At 38.5% G+C, this 17995-nt stretch carries 12 protein-coding genes; 5 read left to right on the top strand and 7 right to left on the bottom strand.

The genetic code is table 11. The annotated features are described in order from the left end of the window. The first annotated feature begins 19 nt into the window (after positions 1-19). From HCG49_RS01620 to HCG49_RS01635, 4 genes are all read left to right on the top strand, one after another. Positions 20-499, top strand: coding sequence for a DUF4625 domain-containing protein (locus HCG49_RS01620; RefSeq protein WP_168467828.1), 480 nt, complete (start codon positions 20-22; stop codon positions 497-499). Positions 500-960: 461 nt separating this feature from the next. After that, complete coding sequence (locus tag HCG49_RS01625) at positions 961-2184, top strand: site-specific integrase (protein WP_168467829.1); 1224 nt, start codon at positions 961-963, stop codon at positions 2182-2184. Positions 2185-2330: 146 nt separating this feature from the next. After that, positions 2331-3332, top strand: a complete 1002-nt coding sequence (locus HCG49_RS01630) for a type IV toxin-antitoxin system AbiEi family antitoxin (protein ID WP_168467830.1) — start codon at positions 2331-2333, stop codon at positions 3330-3332. Further along, a complete protein-coding gene (locus HCG49_RS01635) occupies positions 3307-4164 on the top strand; it encodes a hypothetical protein (RefSeq protein ID WP_168467831.1) in 858 nt (285 codons plus the stop codon). The genes HCG49_RS01630 and HCG49_RS01635 overlap by 26 nt, the downstream gene beginning before the upstream one ends. Before the next feature lie 241 nt (positions 4165-4405). Here the strand turns inward: HCG49_RS01635 and HCG49_RS01640 are convergent, their stop codons facing one another. Beyond that, positions 4406-6691, bottom strand: a complete 2286-nt coding sequence (locus HCG49_RS01640; RefSeq protein ID WP_168467832.1) for a relaxase/mobilization nuclease domain-containing protein — start codon at positions 6689-6691, stop codon at positions 4406-4408. Continuing rightward, positions 6688-7077, bottom strand: coding sequence for a plasmid mobilization relaxosome protein MobC (mobC, locus tag HCG49_RS01645; protein ID WP_168467833.1), 390 nt, complete (start codon positions 7075-7077; stop codon positions 6688-6690). The genes HCG49_RS01640 and mobC overlap by 4 nt, the downstream gene beginning before the upstream one ends. An 818-nt stretch (positions 7078-7895) precedes the next feature. On the opposite strand from mobC, the gene HCG49_RS01650 reads away from it, so the two are divergent. Beyond that, complete coding sequence (locus HCG49_RS01650; RefSeq protein ID WP_168467834.1) at positions 7896-8318, top strand: hypothetical protein; 423 nt, start codon at positions 7896-7898, stop codon at positions 8316-8318. 4 nt (positions 8319-8322) lie between these two features. On the opposite strand, the gene HCG49_RS01655 is transcribed toward HCG49_RS01650, so the two are convergent. The 5 genes from HCG49_RS01655 to HCG49_RS01675 form a co-directional block, all read right to left on the bottom strand. After that, complete coding sequence (locus tag HCG49_RS01655) at positions 8323-10143, bottom strand: endonuclease/exonuclease/phosphatase family protein (protein ID WP_168467835.1); 1821 nt, start codon at positions 10141-10143, stop codon at positions 8323-8325. A 910-nt stretch (positions 10144-11053) separates the two neighbouring features. Further along, positions 11054-11425, bottom strand: coding sequence for a hypothetical protein (locus HCG49_RS01660; RefSeq protein ID WP_168467836.1), 372 nt, complete (start codon positions 11423-11425; stop codon positions 11054-11056). A 17-nt stretch (positions 11426-11442) separates the two neighbouring features. Beyond that, positions 11443-13065 (bottom strand): RagB/SusD family nutrient uptake outer membrane protein, encoded by a 1623-nt coding sequence (locus HCG49_RS01665; protein ID WP_168467837.1) that lies wholly within the window; start codon positions 13063-13065, stop codon positions 11443-11445. Positions 13066-13076: 11 nt separating this feature from the next. Beyond that, on the bottom strand, positions 13077-16445 hold the full coding sequence (locus tag HCG49_RS01670; RefSeq protein WP_205764322.1) for a SusC/RagA family TonB-linked outer membrane protein: 3369 nt from the start codon (positions 16443-16445) through the stop codon (positions 13077-13079). 174 nt (positions 16446-16619) lie between these two features. Next, positions 16620-17819, bottom strand: a complete 1200-nt coding sequence (locus HCG49_RS01675; protein WP_168467839.1) for a FecR family protein — start codon at positions 17817-17819, stop codon at positions 16620-16622. Positions 17820-17995: the final 176 nt, after the last annotated feature.

Below are 17995 nucleotides of genomic sequence, written 5' to 3' on the forward strand. Positions count from 1 at the left end.
GTGGTTTAAAATGTACAGCATGAAACGTATCACAAAATACCATTCCTTATTATTCGCACTGCTACTGGTCGGGGCCTGCTCCACAGAGGACAGTTCGGACAAGGACCTAGAAAAACCCACCATTAGCATCAATTATGAGGACGGATTTCCCCAAGCATGTTCACAACTTGTTAAAGGGCAAACGTATAATTTTAGAGCCATGGTAGCAGATAATAAGGCTCTGGCCGCCTATAGTTTGGACATTCACCATAATTTTGACCATCATACCCACGACGACCAAGGCGAAAAATGCGAATTAAGTGCTATAAAGCAGGCCGTCAATCCGGTGATTTTTATGGAAAACTATACCATACCCAATAGTCCAACTACCCATGAGATCAATATCCGCTTTACCATTCCCAAGGATGCAGATACCGGGGATTACCATTGCGCATTTTCGGTCACCGATGAAACCGGTTGGCAAAGTAGAACTTCGGTGGATATAAAAATTATTGAATAATTTATACTTTATGTATCAAGGAAGCAGATTTTACTGCTGATCCTCGAATTTTCCAAATGTTTGACCATTGTTGTACCACATAAAAAAAGCCGACTCCTAGCAGTCGGCTTTCGCTTTTACAGGCCCTTCGACCAGGCCCAGGATAAACCCCGAGACTTCCTTGGACTGCGTTCAGGACAGGCTTCGCGCGTCCCGAAACACAAAAACTGAAGGCCATAAAAAAAGCCCCTTGATTTCTCAAGAGGCTTCTCGTTGTACAGGCGGAGAGACTCGAACTCTCACACCTCGCGGCACTAGATCCTAAGTTTCCAATAATACGGTTCCAAAAACCGCTAACTATTTGTTTTTTAGTGTTTTATAATTTTACACAAACCATATAAAACCATATAAAGACCTGTAAAACCGCCATTTGTTGTACCTATGTTGTACCTAAATTTTGTATATTTATATAAAGTTAGACCATGGCAACCATTCAGGTAACGCTTCGAAAGAAGAAAAATAAAGCTGGACTTTATCCTATTTGCATACGTATTACCAAAAATAGGAAATGTACCTTTATGTACCTAGGACAATACATTGATAAACAAAATTGGGACGCAGAAAAGTACAGAGTTAAGAAAACTCATCCAAACTATAAACGACTAAACAATTTTATTCTAGCTAAACTAGCAGAAATCAATAAATCGCTTTTAGATATTGAAAGTGACAACAGTCCCATCACTCAAATAGAAGAGATTAAGAGTAAGATTCAGAACAGAAATAAGAATCACTCCTTTTACGAATTTGCAGAATCTCACTTACAAGAACTGGAACGAAATAAAAAGTATTCCAGAATCAATGCAGAACGTCCCCTACTCAATAGGATTAAGAGATATCCCAAGGCCAAGAACTTGACGTTCGAAGCTATAACACCACAATTCCTACGAGGCTTCATATCCTATTTACGAAGCAGTAAAAACAACATTGGAGAAAGAACCATCGTTAACAACCTGATTTTTATCCGGACCTTGTACAACAGAGCCACCCATCAAAATTTGATTTCCAAGGACCTTTATCCTTTTGGTAATTCCGAAGGCAAGATCAAGATAAGAATTCCTAAATCCATAAAGATTGGCCTAACCGCCGAGGAAATCACAATTATGGAAAACCTGGATCTTTCCGATGACCCCAAGCAACACCATACACGAAATGTTTTTCTTTTTAGTTTTTATCTTGCTGGAATGCGAGTTGCAGATGCACTTACAATGAAATGGGCAAACGTGCAGGGAGAGCGAATATATTATACGATGAGCAAAAATCATAAAAACCTATCGCTTAAAATTCACAACAAGCTTCAAAAAATTTTGGATGAGTACCGCCCGAATAAAACTTCAGAAAAGGATTATATTTTTCCCGAATTAAAAAATGCCACCACCGACCCAAAAGATATCCTGAGACTAACCAAAACGGGAAACAAAAGGCTCAATAGAAACTTGCGGCAAATTGCCCATAGAGCTAATATTACCAAAAAACTCAGTATGCACGTTGCCCGTCATTCCTTTGGCAATATCTCAGGGGACCGAATTCCGCTACAGGTACTACAGAAGCTCTACAATCATTCCGATATTAAGACTACTATAGAATATCAACAGAATTTCATCAACAAAGACTTGGACGAAGCACTGGATTTGGTAATCGGTCTTTAGTCCATTGAAGCCGTACTACAGATCGCGTATATATAGGAAAGCCAGCTAATATTTTAGCTATGCTCTTTCATTTGAAAATAATTAAGTACTTTTGTTCATTATTTATATATGTTCACGAAAACGTGAACATAAAAATTAAATGAACAATGAGCAATCAAGGAATTGTGCAATACGCATTGGCCAACCTTCAGAAAACAGGTGAAATCGAAGCCAAATGGCTTGATAACGCCCCAGATAAAGTCTTAGATGGTACGATAGCCCTAACACTGGGCGACCGCACTATCAAGCTTAGTATAGAAATTAAAAAAGAGCTGAGGAATATCCATCTGCCCAAATTAGAGGCATTCGCCAAGGAATATTATCCTTTTATGATTGTTGCACAAAGCATATTCCCCAAAATAAAACAAGAACTCCGTAACAGGAACATCGCCTATCTTGAGGCTAACGGTAATATTTACCTAAACGAAAAAGAAATCTTTCTTTGGCTGGATGCCAACGAACCGATCACAATCAAACAAAAAACTACCAACAGGGCATTTACCAAAACCGGGTTAAAGGTTGTTTACCAATTCTTATTGGACGATACTTGGACCAACAACACCTATCGTGAAATAGCGGAACGAACGGATACAGGAATTGGCAACATCACAAACATCTTTAACGGCCTAAAAGATGAAGGGTTTCTGTTTCCACTTACGAAGGATACGTATATTATGGAGAACAAAAAAAAGTTGCTCGAAAAATGGATTATCGCCTATGAAAAAAATTTAAAACCAAATCTGGCCATTGGAACATATCGATTTGTTGATAAGGATACTTTTTTTAATTGGAAGGACCTTAAATTAAAACAGGGGCAAACATTCTGGGGAGGCGAGCCTGCTGGGGATATTTATACCAACTACTTACGTCCTGAAGAATTGACACTCTACACCACTGAACCAAGAAACGAACTAATGAAGAATTATAGACTTATTCCCGATGAAGGTGGCAATATCAAGATCTATGAAAAATTCTGGAAAGTCGATATTGAAGATACCAACGCCGTTGATCCATTGCTCGCTTACGCCGATCTAATGATGCAAGGAGATAGAAGATGTACCGAAACCGCTCAAAAAATATATAATGAGTACCTACAGAATAAATTTTAAACAACTCCACCAACGTCCGGATTTCTCCGAAATGCTGGCTGCCTTGGAGCGCGCTTTTAAAAAACATCAAGTCGATTTTTATCTAGTAGGTGCAGTCGCCCGTGATCTATGGATGACGGCCATCCACCAAATTCCACCTAGTAGGATAACTAGGGATATCGATTTTGCGATCTTCATAGAAGACAAGGGAGTTTTTGAAAACCTAAAACAATATCTTGTTGAAATAGAACACTTTCAACCTTCAAAAGAGAATAATTTCGTACTGTTGTGGCAGGGAAGAATGCAGATTGACCTACTTCCTTTCGGAAGCATTGTAGATAAAAATGTAAAGGTGAATTTTGAAGGCACAGGACTAACCAGTTTGAATATGCCCGGTTTCAAGGAAATCTATGATAGCGGACTGCCCGAAGTAGAATTGGAAGGGGAACATCGATTTAAGTTCTGCTCTTTGCCTGGAATAATTATCCTAAAGCTCATCGCATGGGAAGACCGTCCTGAAATCAGAAGAGATGACCTAAAGGATATCCTTAGCATCCTATCCCACTTTTTTAATATGTACACCGACCAGATTTATGAGTATCATTCAGACCTATTTGGCTACGATGATTTTGGACTTAATCTAATCGCCGCCCGTGTGATGGGGCGTGAAATGAAAAAAATAGCGATCAGGAACGACAAACTCCATGGTAGGCTCTCCAATCTTCTAGCAAAAAATACGATGGATATCCATACTAGTCAAATGGCCAAGATTATGGCGAATTTGGCCGACACTACCATTGAGGAAAGTCTTAGACCATTATTGGAAATGCGACTCGGTTTTCAAGGCGATTAAAAATTTGGTTTTCCACCCCACCCCAAAACTTGCCATAACTTAACTGCGCATTTATCCTGTGGAGTTTCTTTAGCGGTTCCGACAGTTAAGTCTAGTTCGCTGGCCAGGCAAGCGTTAAAATGAAACTTCTTAGAGCGCAATGTTGTCTTGGCTGGCTGTGCAATACCACTTTTTCCTCTATCCACAATAAAAATCATCCGAAGGGAGCCAATTCCAATAACGGAATGGCTTTTTTTGAATTCTAGATCGAAAGCCCCCTGTCCTTATGCTTCGAATAATCCGTTAATTCATCCTTAAACCCGTTAAAGACTTCTTCCTCTTTGCAAGTTGTACTACCCATGAGCGTATCCAGGGCATTCCACCCTGCACGGAGCATGCTAGCCTGTGCTTGACGGTCCCGCTCCCTAGCAACGGCCACCAAGGCCTCCTTGAATCCGTTTGCCATGTGGTGCTCTACTAGTTCGGTCGGTAAATTGGGTGTTATACCGTCCGATATATACTTATAGGCTGCCCGCTTATAATGCCCGCGTTCCATTAAATGGCCCATCCAAAGGCTTTTTAAATTGTCCTGTCCTTGGGCTATGATATTCTCTAGGATGATCGCCTGAGTAGCCAAGGTGCTGTTCAACTCAGGAGACGATTGTAGATAGTTTTGCATTTTCGTTGAAAGGGCGACTGTTACCGGATACTTGGAATACATGGAGCCCACTCTGAGTTCTCCTTCCTGCTGCTCAAAATAAAATCCTCTGGCATTGAAAAAAGTAATATAGTCCATTGGTGATTTCTCAAAGGGCCCCTGCATGCGTTCGGCATGAAGATGGTAGGCTTTCAAGGCCATGGTATCGAACCGCTCCCTATAGGGCCGGTCCATAGCATTATAGAGTTTCGGAAATACCATGGGAAGGAATAGGGCGGTCGGACTTGGTTTAATCTTTTTGGCTGATTTATTATCCAGCAGTCCTTCCAATAGCTTTGCATTTTCACCTAGAAAACCAAGAGGTGAATATGGGTTTATTGTAGTCTGAAGTAGGGTATTGCCGAGATCGATCGGCACTTGGTGCAGCTTGGAATTCGCATAGGTCAGGGTGCCCCTATCGTACCTTGCACCCAGACTTTGGACAAGCTCACCAAGGACTTCCCTTTGGTCCAGGGTATTGGTGAACAGCTGGTCCCTGGCCCGCTGGATAAGGTCGGACTTCTTTTGCAACTGCTGCTTTTCTTTGTTATAAGCTGAAGTACACATTTCCTCACTTAATGGATGGAAGTGGGATGCGATCACCTTCCACAAGGTCTGATTATCGGTATGCAGGTATTTCTTAAGGAACAGAAAGCGTTCCGATTTCATCATTTCCCTAGCCAAGGCATTTAGAGAGCTAGCAGCGATATGCTCAGAGAACAAGGGTTTGTACCTCAAATCCCTATAGGTCTTTTGGTAAGCTTCCCTTAGGCAACGTTGGACCTCCAATTCCAATTGCTTGCTCTCTGGGTCCATTTGAGTGTATTCAGTTTGGAACAAGTCAGGGTTCTCATTGATACCAAGGTCACTGGCAATCTCGTCGCTGCGCAGTACATAGCCCGATTTATCATAAATGGTGAAATCCACCACCTGTCCCTGCGCATCGCAGGTCAGCCTACAATCCAGTTTTTGGTAGGAGTTTAGGATGTTCGGAAGGTGCTCGGGGTGGATGGTGTTAAAAAGCTTATAGGTCGTACGCAACTGCTTTTCCAATCGCTTCCTTACCATGGGCAATAGGACCGATTGCTTATTGCGCTCAAAGACTTGTCGGAGCTTGGGGCCGGACAATTGTGGGTGTACGGTATAGCCGCTAATGAAACGGGACCGGTACCCGTTCTCTGCGGCAATGCCATAGGATACCCCTACCCTACCCGAGCGTTCTACGACCTTCAGTTGAATATGGTGCTTTTCCAATAGTTTGGCGAGTTCATCAAAACCCCTTACCTTATATTTATGTAGGGTGTTGCTTAGGATATCCTGCATATAGAATCGAACCCCGTTGATATCCTGATGCCTGAACTGGGGAGTTTCGTGTTTGGGGAGCTCCTTGACCGTCCTTTTTTCCGGAGAGGGGGAAAGTCCAAACTGCTTCTCCAGGTATTTCTGGGCGGCCATGCTTCTCCTAAAATCAAAGGAAAGGTTGATCTGACTACAGTCCTCCACGATGGTACTGGAGACAATGTGAACGTGCTCGTGCTCGGTATCGTGATGCCGTACCACGATAAAAGGCTGTTGCCCGTAGCCCATATGTTCCATATAGGCTTTGGATAATGCCAAAAAGGTTTCATCATCCAAATGTTCGCCACGGGGAAGGTTCAGGGAGGCATGTACGTAGCGTTTTTCGGATTCATGCCGGTTGCCTAGATAGAAAAGCACCTGTTCGAAAAGCTTAAGGTCCGTATCCGTGTCCGAATAGGTATTATGAAAGCCCAATACGGTACATTCCGGTTTCCCCAGCACGTATTTCAGTACCCCTTGTACATTTTTCCGATAAAGCAGTCGTGCTATCATTGCAGGTTCGTATTGTTTATGGTCGTTATCAATGCGGTTATCAGCTCATTGGCCTTTTGCACCTCACGTACAAGACTTGCATTGGGGCTTCGTCTGTTCTTGTAATGGGCCACCTTCACCAATTGGTTAATGTTCGTTCCTATTTTGTTCAGTTGGTACCTGACCTTAGGGGTGTTTCCGGGTAGACACTCCGATTTTTCAGCTTCCTTGTTCAGAATGAGCCTTCTTAAGAAAGGGCCCACGGCGCCTCTTCTTTGAAAATCGACATTATAGGATTTTAAAAGCGCCTTCACTTTTTCCAGCTCCCCTGTATTGAACCGGAGCATAATAGTATGCTTTCGCTTTCTGTCTCCCAACTGTTTTCTACCGACTTTATTGATTATCATTTCTCGCTCATTTTAACCTAACCTACTGCCTAGGGCAGCCTTTTCACTTCGTTAGAAGTAGGTATTTTGCGTAACGCAAAACATAACTTGCTATCCGTTAAAAACGGATAATCTTATATAAATATAAAGAACCAAAATAAATCATAAAAGACTTACATACAGTATTTTAAAACTATAAACCACATCAAACCATATAGAACCATATAAGTACAGTCTATCAGTTTATCTGGTCTTTCTATTTGTTTGAAATAGTGGAAAACGCGGTACAATGGACACGATTTCATAGCTAGGGAGAAAAAGGGCAAGGGGTTTTTCTCCCCTTGTGCTTTTGTGCGGCCCCGAGGGGGTCGGGAACATCGGCCGCCAAAAACCTTCCTAGGCGGATCGATGTAAAGTGTGGGAAGGGGAAAAAATAATATCGGAAGGTTGGCCCGACTTCCGCAGGGGCTTGGTATATATTATAAGAATAATTACTACCTAAAGTATAAATAAACCTGGGGTTAAATAAACCGTAGTGGCTTGGTATTTTGCACCATATGGCGTCTGCATTGGGGAACGGATAAAATACTAGTTTCAATAGCGGGATAGACGGAACTGAGTATAGTATTGTGTAATTTTATACGTTTTATTAAAGGACTTTTATTTCGTTAGTTACCACAAGAACGCAAACGATAAAATTATAAATCGCTATATGAACTCTTTTTCAGGAATCACTATCAGGGTGTTGTTTGCATTCTTATTGTTACAATTACTTACATCATGTAACACTGCCAAATACACTATTCTTTTCGATTCGGGGAAATATTTGGACTTTGGGCATGGCAAATGGCTTTTACGATGCCAGAACCAACTCTAGATTTTCTAATTCTAGACTGTATCCTACTGCCCTAAATGAGTTCCGAAAGATATTGGGCGATTCCTTGTTTGAGATACACGACATCCGTAGAAATAGGCTCATGCCACGAGAAATAAGTTTCGACATGGACCGGAAACAACTTTTAAAACTAAATGAGGATTCGGGTTGCGACTATCTCATCAACATTGAGGGAAAGGTAATCACCGAGGGGATTGGCCCTATTACTCTTCCAAATCACGATTTGTTGTCGGACTATAGCTCTAACGAATCCTCAGTCTCTATCCGCATATACCATTTGAAAACAGGAATAGAAATATCTTCGTCCAGTGTCTATGCAAAAAGTGTGGAACAAGCTAATGCATTCGGAACCCAGTCCAATAAATAAAAGCTTAATAATTTAACTTAAATTTTGAAATAATTAAAAAATGATCTGAAGGGAATCCGTTTGGCCATTCCGATATTAATTCAGTCGAAAAATTCTTAATACCCTTTCCTTTGTAATAAATCTGATCTATTCTTCCGTCCTCAATATGGCTAAATCCAGGGTATTCTTTTACATTAGGATATAAACTGCGATAGGCATCAGTAAATCCATTATTTAACAATTTTAATGAAGCAGGACTGTCCCCACCATCGGTATGGGGAACTGCATTAAAATCACCTCCAAATACTGCCGGGACTACATTTGTAGCACTAAACCTGTCTTTATGGAAATCATAAACCTTAGGGAAAGAGGTCATCCCATACCAATTCGACATAGCATATATTTCTTGACTTTCACTCAAGATTAGTTTGGCTCCTAAATTCATAAATGAAGCTTCCAATGGCACGTATACTTCTTTGATAGGATACCGACTAATAATGGAGATGTTTGATCCTTGAAAACAATAATCCCAGTCAGATGCTGTAACAAAATAATAACCTAGCTCAGCAGCTATGAAATCTCCCGATGAATAGGTTTCCTGTAGTAAAACCACATCTAAATTCTTTTCTTTAATCATTTCAACAATACGCATGCGTGAATCCCAATTATCATTTTCAATTGTAAAGTGTTTTCCACCGTGCCATATATTCCAATTGCCTATGTTTAAGGAATCCAATTTTGGCTCAAATTTGAACGCAGTGGAATTTTTATATTTTCTATAAGTATCTAGTACTTCCGATGCGTTAAGGTCTTTATCCCAAATATAAAGTTCATCTAATTCAAATTCAGAAGGAAATAATTGAGTCTGTTGGCTAAACATCTGTGCTGTCTCCTTATGAATACAGACCTTTCCGTTATCCAAATAATAAATTTTACTTATAGGTTTTAGCTCGGTTAACTCCATAATTTGAAAAACAGTGTATGGGTTTTTCAACAATTCTTTTCTTATTTCATTTACACGCTTTAACAAATTAGATTGGTTAGAATCAGGTTTTTTAGTCTTTACATTGGTGTTTTTACTAGTGAAAATTTGATCAGGATTGACGACCAAGTCAAGAAATTCATCATTTTTTAGGGTTCCGACGCCTAAGGAGTTAAATTCATCTACTAAAGCCTGTAACTTTACAGCTCCATCCTTAATTTGAGGCAGCAATTTATTGTTGTAATCAAAACCATTTTTCTTTGTCCCTATAACCAATGGTTTATTATGATAAAAATCAAACCCTACATTATAAATAGCTTTATTATGCCCATCGTAATATAAGCGAACTTCAGAGGTCTCTTTGTTATACGTCATTGTTATTTGGTGCCATTCCCCATCAGATATAGGCATTTTGTCGCCATTTTCTCTTTCATAATTTAACCTTTTATCACCGGAACCAATACTAAATGCAAATGTTCCCCCAGAAGAGTACAATACCCAACCCTTATTTTTTTGTGAATTAATACTCTTGTCCGAAAATTCTTTTTGTGATATTAAAACAGTAGGTTTTTTTGAAAATGTCCTGACCCAGAATTGAACAGAGAAATCTTTAGTACCATCTAAAATTAAGTTATTTAAAACTAAATGGTCAAAATCCTCATTGGGCGAAAAGGTTAAGGATTTCCCATTGATACCTTTTACAAAAGCATAATTATCGCCTTCGAATTTATAATTACCACTATTTAAGTTATTGTCAAAATTAAAATGAATATAACTATTTTCTTTATCTTGGGTATTGGCTTGTGAAATGCAAAGCTTGACTGATAGGAAGATGCAGATCTGCATATAAAATATTATTTTCATAATTGGTTTTTTATAAATTATTTTTTATTTAAATATGTTGTCCTTTCATTATTTGAAAGGAGTTTGCAGAATAAAAATAAATACTATCGCGTTAAAAATAAGAAGTATTTATGAGAGCCTCGCTTTATTAATTTCGAGGAAGAGTGTTTAGTAATTATGTTTAGTGTGAATACTACTTTTTACCATTATATTATCCGTAAAAGGAAAGGTTATTTCCAATCAGTCTTTTTTTAATAAAAGCCATATTTCCCTTTTTATAGAGTAATTGTTTTTCTGTTACTGACAATAACTGTTCACTTTTCTATTGGCAATCGTCGTTTGAATACAAACTAGGACAGCATTCAATCAAAAACCATAGGTATTAGTACTACTGTTAATCAGTTTTGTAATTTTATAAGAGTCGCGGCATAAACAAGTTATAGGAAGTGTATTTACTAATAACAATTTAACTAAAAGCTTAACAACCTGCTCTAATTTCTTTATAAACTTTCCTCTTGATTCAATCTGAACAGATCGCTCATCGTCTTCGATAAGCTCTGCATCAGGTTATTCCATAAAGCATAATGGCTTCAAGATATATAATGCGGATCCCATGCCCTTTGAAATGGCCTTCATGGCTTTTACAGAATCCCCTGCCGACGAAATATCTTACTCTCCATCATAGGCAAAAGAAATAAAGGAGACCGCTATTCCGGTCTCCTTTGTAATATGACCTATTTCTTCTGTCCATGAATTAACTATTCATGATTGTCCTTACACTTTTAATAAATTCATAGGGTTCTACTTTATTCCCACTAAGTATTGGATTGTTATATTCATAAGAATATAGCTATAGGAATAGCTTAATTCCCATAGGTTCAAAACTGAATTGTATAGTTGACTACAAGAAGTACTAGGCACAATAAAATATTTATTTTTCAAGATTTATTGTCCAAGTTTTAGTTCGTTTGCCACTTGCAGAAGTGACCGTGAATGTATGACTTCCCGTGGACCAATTACGATACCCATCTAAAGCGGGTGAAATAGTTGAACCTGAAGTTAGCGTACAAGTAGCAAAAATTTCAGATAAATCAGACTCTTTTTTTACACTAGCGACAATCGTTCCTGATTCAGGGTTTATTATCGGCTTACCAATAAGAATTGACCCTTTATCTTTCCCATATGCTTTAAATGACAAAATTTCAGTTCTATCAAAAGTTGAAACGTCTTCAATTTCTATGTTTTCGCAGCCTACCATGACCAAAACAAGAAGGACAGTGAATATGTTTTTTATTGTTTTCATTTATTATTTTTAAAGAGTTAAAATCCAGGATTCTGTTCTAAAACGTTCATTCGGACGATTTCTGAACGAGGTATTGGATGGTAGTATAACCGGTCGTCCCAGGTTCGGGTATCCGTATTGGAAATGTAAAATTTAGTTGGGGATATAAACCGTACACCAGACATCACCCCTTGATTTGTTTTATTTCCGATTCGCCAACGACGAATATCCCAAAAACGATGATCCTCAAAGGCAAGTTCTATTCGTCTCTCTTTACGTATTAACTCACGTAATTTTAATTGGTTCGTTTCTGTTAAATTAGGCAGTCCTACTCTAGATCGTATTTTATTAACAGCGGTTAATGCGCCTGTGATATCGCCTTTTTCCACACGAGCTTCTGCTTCATTCAGAATAACTTCTGCCAACCTGAAATATATCCAATTTATACTGTGGTCTTTACTGCTAGAACCAGCATAAGGGTAATTGTAGTTGTCATAATCAATCCATTTCCAAACATTATAACCGGTCATGGATCCATCTCCTTTATCAGGGGTATCCATGGTATAACGATCTACGGCTACTGGTCCTTTATCGCCATTCAACCAAATATTTGCGCCGTGAAAAACGATAGAAGCGTAAAAACGAGGCTCTCGATTTTCATATATCCCACTTTCATGAATATCGAAAATTTCGGTTTCAGGTTTACCGCTAAACTGTGGAGCCTGACTACCATCCTTTAATTCATATTGATCGATTAAATTCTGAGTAGGACCAAGACCACCCCATCCTCTGTCACCGTATGGATCATTGATATAAGTAACCATATGATAAATTAACATGGCGTTCGATACATCAGGGTTGCTGAATTGTTTGTCAAAGATTATTTCTGAATTATCCTTGTTAGTTGTCCACCAAATAGAGCGATATTGTTCTGGTGTTTGTCCAGGAACCAAATTATAACCGAATTTATATACTTCCTCTGCCGCTTCAATTGCCTGATCATAACGATTATTATAGAGTGCGGCACGGGATCGTAATGCCCATGCAGCTCCTTTTGTAGCCCGTCCTTTATCTTTTCCTTCCCAATAGTCAGGTAGAAGTTCGCATGCTTTTTTTAAGTCTTGAAATATAAAGTCATATGTTTCGTCTTCTGTGCTACGTGGTATTTCCCAGTTGTCTTTTAAGGAAAGTACCTCATTTAACAAGACAACGCCACCATATCTTTTTACCAATTCAAAATAGGTGAAAGCACGTAGAAAATAAACTTCTCCTTTATAAGAATTAATTTCCTCTAGGCTTAACGAAGAAAGTTCTATTTTTTCTAAAAAACGATTAAATTTCCTAATATTTTCATAAGATGTTCTCCATGTTACTTCCGAGGGATTGTCTGCATTTTCTAAATTATAATTATATAAAAAAGAACTAGCGCGCCACTTATCGCGTTGCGAGTGCACCGAATTATCTGTACGCGATTCTCCTAATTGGTATTGTTGTAAGGGTAGGTTCGCATATAGGTCATTTATATAATAGGATACCAGAACAGGGTCATTCCAAAAGGCATCGTCAGAAATCTCGTTTAATGGACTTTTCTCAAGCACATCACTACACGAGGTTGCAAAGAATAAAAGGAGGAGTAGAATAGAATAATTTATAATTTTCATAAGTTTTATATTTAGAATGTTACATTAACACCTAAGGTGAAGGTTTTCATTTGCGGGTAAATCGTATTGCTACGTACTTCCGGATCAAGGTATTTCACAGCGGACCAGGTGGCTAAGTTTTGTCCAGCTGCATATATTCGAAATCCTTTGATTAGATTAGACTGAGCAAATGCTGTTGTTTTAAAATCATATCCTAATTCTATATTTTTTAACCGGAGGTATGACGCATCACGCAACCAAAAGGTTGATATTTCACGATTAATAGGACTACCGCCATAATATAACCGAGGAAATTCTGCACTTAGATTTTCTGGTGTCCATGAGTTACCGATATGGTGATCAAAAAGTGTTCCTCCACGCCCTTCTAAATAAGGATGTGTTAGAAAGCCGTCATAAATTAAATTGGTCATTCCTGCCCCTTGGAAGAATAGCCCTAAATCGAAGCCTTTATATTCCCCTTGGAGATTTAAACCAAAGATCAACTCCGGATAGTCGGTTCTACCTATAGCCACTCTATCCTCAGCATTAATTATTCCGTCTCCATTTTGGTCCTTATATCTAATATCCCCAGCTTTTGCCTGACCAAACTGCATTTGAGGGGCATTATCGGCCTCTTCGTTTGTTTTATACAGGCCTAATGCCTCGTAACCAAAATACTGACCCATCGGATGCCCTGTTCTTCTTTGACGTGGGTTGTTTTTCTGACCTTCGGGTTCCAATAAATCAATGATTTTATTTCTTGCCCAAGTAAGGTTTCCAGCAATAGAATAGTTAAAGTCAGCAATATTATTGCGGTGGGTAATATTTAGATCAATACCTCGGTTATCAACAACACCTACATTCGCAGCAGGCACTTTATAACCTAGAATATTAGGTATATCTGTTCGAGCAAGTAAAATGTCACGGGTAACTTTATAAAAGTAATCGGCCTCAAATGTTAGCTTGTTTCTGAATAAAGCGGCATCGATACCCACGTTGAACATTTCAGATGTTTCCCAGGTAATATTGGGGTCTGCAAACCGTGTTTCAGTATAACCCATGGCAATATTTGGTGATTGCCCACCGAATACAGCATTGTTGCCCACTCCATAAGCCGACATATAACTAAAACGCCCTATATTATCAGCACCTGCTAACCCCCAAGAGCTTCTTAACTTTAGATTGTTTAAAACATGGTTAATAGATTGCATAAATGGCTCTGAAGAAACTCTCCATGCAACGGATACCGATGGAAAGAAGCCATAACGTCGATTTTTTGGAAACTTCTCGGAACCATCAATCCGACCATTAGTCTCAACCATATACTTCTCCTTATAGTTATAGGTTAAACGGAAAACCGTACCAATTTTTCCACTTTCGGTGGCAGAACCACTATTATCTTTATCCTTTTCAGGCCCAGCAAAAAGTTGCGGAATGGTTGAAAACAGATATTTATAACGAGCGGCCCAAAAATTATTAGACTTATCCTCCGAAACAGAATATAGGAATAAGGCTCCAATCTGATGATCGTCCGCAATACGTTTATTATAATTTACCTGGAGTTCGGCTGAATAAGACTGACTATTACCAAAAGACTCAGTTAAATCAGAACCTTCCCGATTAGGGCTACTACCATCATATTGCTCTAAGGTTTTGTTCCAAATGTAATAATTAATAGGTGTCTCCCATTTCTTTTGATAGCTGAAGCCTTTATCAAAAGCAAAGACTCCCTTAACATTCAACCCTTCTACATTAGGAATAGATAGATCTACAATAAAGTTAGTATTGATGGAAGTTTTCTTATTATTAACATACCCTCCTTCAGTAATTAATCCAATAGGATTATGTCCTAAAGATACTTTCCCCAGCTTACCATCTGGAAAACGCCCAGGATCGGTTTGTGGATTCCGATACATGTTATGAAAAATGAAGTTTGTGGAGGAAGGAATTGTATTTCGATCTTCTTGACGCAATGCAATATTGCCTGATAATTTCAATAAATTATCTACAAGATTAGCATCTATATTGGCCCTTACATTATATCGTTTAAACCCTGTAGAAGGTGTATTTGTTCGAACATCGCCATATAAAGCATCTTGATTGCTATATCCTAACCCTAAAAAGTACTGTACTTTTTCATTTCCACCACTCGCATTAAGACCATGTTGCTCCTGCCACGCGCGAGGTAGGAGTACTTCTTTTTGCCAATTTGTATTTGGGTAACCGTAAGGGTCAGAACCGTCTTTAAATTTCTGTAACTCTTCTTGTGAATAAATACCATATTGGCCTGGTTCATTTCCTAAATCCATTTCTTTATTCCGCCATGCATCGTTCATATAACGTGCATGATCATAGGAAGATGCTATTTTTGGAAGGCGGGTTGGTTCTCCAAAACCACCTTTAAAATTGTAATTGACTTGATTATTTCCAGCTTTTCCTCGTTTTGTTTTTATCAAGATTACCCCATTTGCTCCTCGTGCCCCATATGGTGCTACAGCTGAAGCATCTTTTAAAATAGTCATGGACTCTATTTCGTCTGAAGTAAGTTGTCCCATACTTCGTCCAACAATGCCATCTACAACAATCAAAGGATCAGAAGAGTTAGGTGAACTAGAACCACGAATCATAATCTTAGGATTTTCATAACCGGCTTCGCCTCCTTGTTGTTGAATTAAAACACCGCTTACTCTTCCTCCTAGTGTAGATGTTATGTTCGTGGAGGATGAGGATTTAATGTCATCCATTTTCATTACAGAGGCAGCGGCCGTCATTGTTTGTTTTTTCTGCACTCCATAACCTACAACAACCACTTCGTCGAGTGCCGCTGTTTCCGTTTCCATTACTATATCGATTTTGTTCCGATTGTCTACTTTAACTTGTTGGGAGGTGAAACCAATAAAACTTATTTCAAGGAAAGCATTGTTAGAGACCTCAATGGAATAGTTCCCATCAAAATCCGTCATAACCCCATTATAGGTTCCCTTTTCCAAGATATTGGCTCCCGGGATGGGCAGACCAGTATCGGCTTCAGTTACCGTTCCGGTTACCGTAAAGGACTGTTGTATAATTAAAGGAACGTCGTCGAAAGTTAAGGATGGGTTCTGTTTTCTCGAAAGAAATATCTGGTTACCGAAAATCCTAAACGTGGTCTCGGTATTTCTAAATACCTTCTCTAAAACAGCATGGATTTTCTCCTTGTTGGCCTTTATGTGCACCTCTCTATCCAAGTTCACATCGTTTATTTTATAGGCAAATAGGTAATCGGTCTGGTGTTCTAAAATGCCAAGTAGTCGGGAAATTTTCACCCCCTCTAGGTCCAATGTTACGGTTTTCTGTGAATAAGAAGGGTTGGCCTGTATGCCAAAAAAGTTTATTATGAGCAACAGTGCTGTTAGCTTCATCTTTAAGTCAAGTTTAAACAAGCGATATCTTGTTATACAATAGAATAGATTTTTCATACTTTTGAAGTAGTGATGTTAATTGATACTAGATTTTTAATTGACCACAATTATTGGTGGGGGATGCTACAACATTCCCCATCTTTTATGGTTTTTCTCAGTTTCTTTTCATTTCACTTAAGTTTTTTGGTTAATAATTATTGTTCTCTGGTTTTCTTTGGTAAATTCTAATCCATAGGTCTCCTTAAAATAATTCAATATTCTATCCAGAGGTTCATCGGCAAATTTTGCGTTGAACTTTTCCTTGGCCAGATTTTTATCCTCATTGATTATTTTTACATTATAATGTCGCTCCATTTTTTTTAGGATGTCCTCAAAAGTAATTTCCACAAAGGCCAATCCGCCCTGCATCCAAGAAGTATAGATTTCAGTATCAACTTCGCTTATATGTAAGCTGTTGTTATTTAGTTCCAAACTGGCAAGCTGACCAGGCTTAAGGATCGCACCATTTTGTAGATTTTGGCCAGTTTTCAGCTTTACCGAACCTTCCACTAAAACTACATTGGTTATGGAATCTTCACCATAGGCTGTAACATTAAATTCAGTGCCCAAAACTCCAATTTGAATATTCTTTGTGGTAAGAACAAAAGGGCGCTCTTTATCCTCGGTTACTTTAAAAAAAGCCTCTCCTGTTAAAGTAACTTCTCTTTTGCCTGTTTTGGGAAAATTCACGGGATATTTTAAAGAGGACCCAGCATTAAGAAAAACCTGGCTTCCATCTGATAATTGTACTTCAAAACGCTTTCCGTACGGGATGCGAATCGTATTGTAGTTTACTTTTTCGGTTAAGGCTTCGGCCTTCTTATACACTAATTTATTTCCTTTTTTTCCTCCAATTATATTTCCTTTTTTATCCAATAAATCAAGATTTCCTTGCTCGGATAATTCCTGTAACTTTCCATCATCAGTTTCTAATAAAATATATTCCTTTACAGCAATAGCTTTGTAGTTTTCCTGGGAATCGTTATAAAAACGTTCTTTAAACGATCGGAAATAAATTACGCTCACCATTAATCCGATCAGTACAGCTGCCACTGCAGTATAACTAAGAAGATTCTTGTTTTTATATGGTTTCCTTTTAGTTTTGTTCTCTATCATTTCAGCCTTGGAAAGGATTTGGTCCTGTATTCTATGATAGGTGTTTTTGTCCAATTTAGGGATTATGTCCAAATTTTCTAAAACCTCCTCTACTTGTAAAAAATCCTCTGTTAGCTCTTCTTTTTTAAAGTATGCCACTAATTCTTCTACTTCTTCAGGGGAACATTTGTTCTGTACAAACTTGTTTATTAAGTGTTTTATGCGTTGCCCTTGTTTCATTGGTCAAATAGATTTTCGTTACATATAATACAGTTGAAACAGGAACGACTACTATGTCTATCAGAATTATTTTTTAATTTATTTTTCAAAAAGGCAGGAAGTCAAGTAGAAAAAAAGACGGAAAGATAATGTTTATGGAGTGTGGCAAAGGAATTTAAAAATTCGAAAAATATTTG

Source organism: Arenibacter sp. 6A1, from assembly GCF_012272855.1.
Classification (GTDB): domain Bacteria; phylum Bacteroidota; class Bacteroidia; order Flavobacteriales; family Flavobacteriaceae; genus Arenibacter.

Bases quoted from the DNA above. Each gene is read 5' to 3' on its own strand.
- HCG49_RS01630 (WP_168467830.1), top strand. From the start codon at position 2,331: ATGAGCAATCAAGGAATTGTGCAATACGCATTGGCCAACCTTCAGAAA.
- mobC (WP_168467833.1), bottom strand. From the start codon at position 7,077: ATGATAATCAATAAAGTCGGTAGAAAACAGTTGGGAGACAGAAAGCGA.
- HCG49_RS01660 (WP_168467836.1), bottom strand. From the start codon at position 11,425: ATGAAAACAATAAAAAACATATTCACTGTCCTTCTTGTTTTGGTCATG.
- HCG49_RS01655 (WP_168467835.1), bottom strand. From the start codon at position 10,143: ATGAAAATAATATTTTATATGCAGATCTGCATCTTCCTATCAGTCAAG.
- HCG49_RS01665 (WP_168467837.1), bottom strand. From the start codon at position 13,065: ATGAAAATTATAAATTATTCTATTCTACTCCTCCTTTTATTCTTTGCA.
- HCG49_RS01670 (WP_205764322.1), bottom strand. From the start codon at position 16,445: ATGAAGCTAACAGCACTGTTGCTCATAATAAACTTTTTTGGCATACAG.
- HCG49_RS01675 (WP_168467839.1), bottom strand. From the start codon at position 17,819: ATGAAACAAGGGCAACGCATAAAACACTTAATAAACAAGTTTGTACAG.
- HCG49_RS01640 (WP_168467832.1), bottom strand. From the start codon at position 6,691: ATGATAGCACGACTGCTTTATCGGAAAAATGTACAAGGGGTACTGAAA.
- HCG49_RS01650 (WP_168467834.1), top strand. From the start codon at position 7,896: ATGGCAAATGGCTTTTACGATGCCAGAACCAACTCTAGATTTTCTAAT.
- HCG49_RS01635 (WP_168467831.1), top strand. From the start codon at position 3,307: ATGAGTACCTACAGAATAAATTTTAAACAACTCCACCAACGTCCGGAT.
- HCG49_RS01625 (WP_168467829.1), top strand. From the start codon at position 961: ATGGCAACCATTCAGGTAACGCTTCGAAAGAAGAAAAATAAAGCTGGA.
- HCG49_RS01620 (WP_168467828.1), top strand. From the start codon at position 20: ATGAAACGTATCACAAAATACCATTCCTTATTATTCGCACTGCTACTG.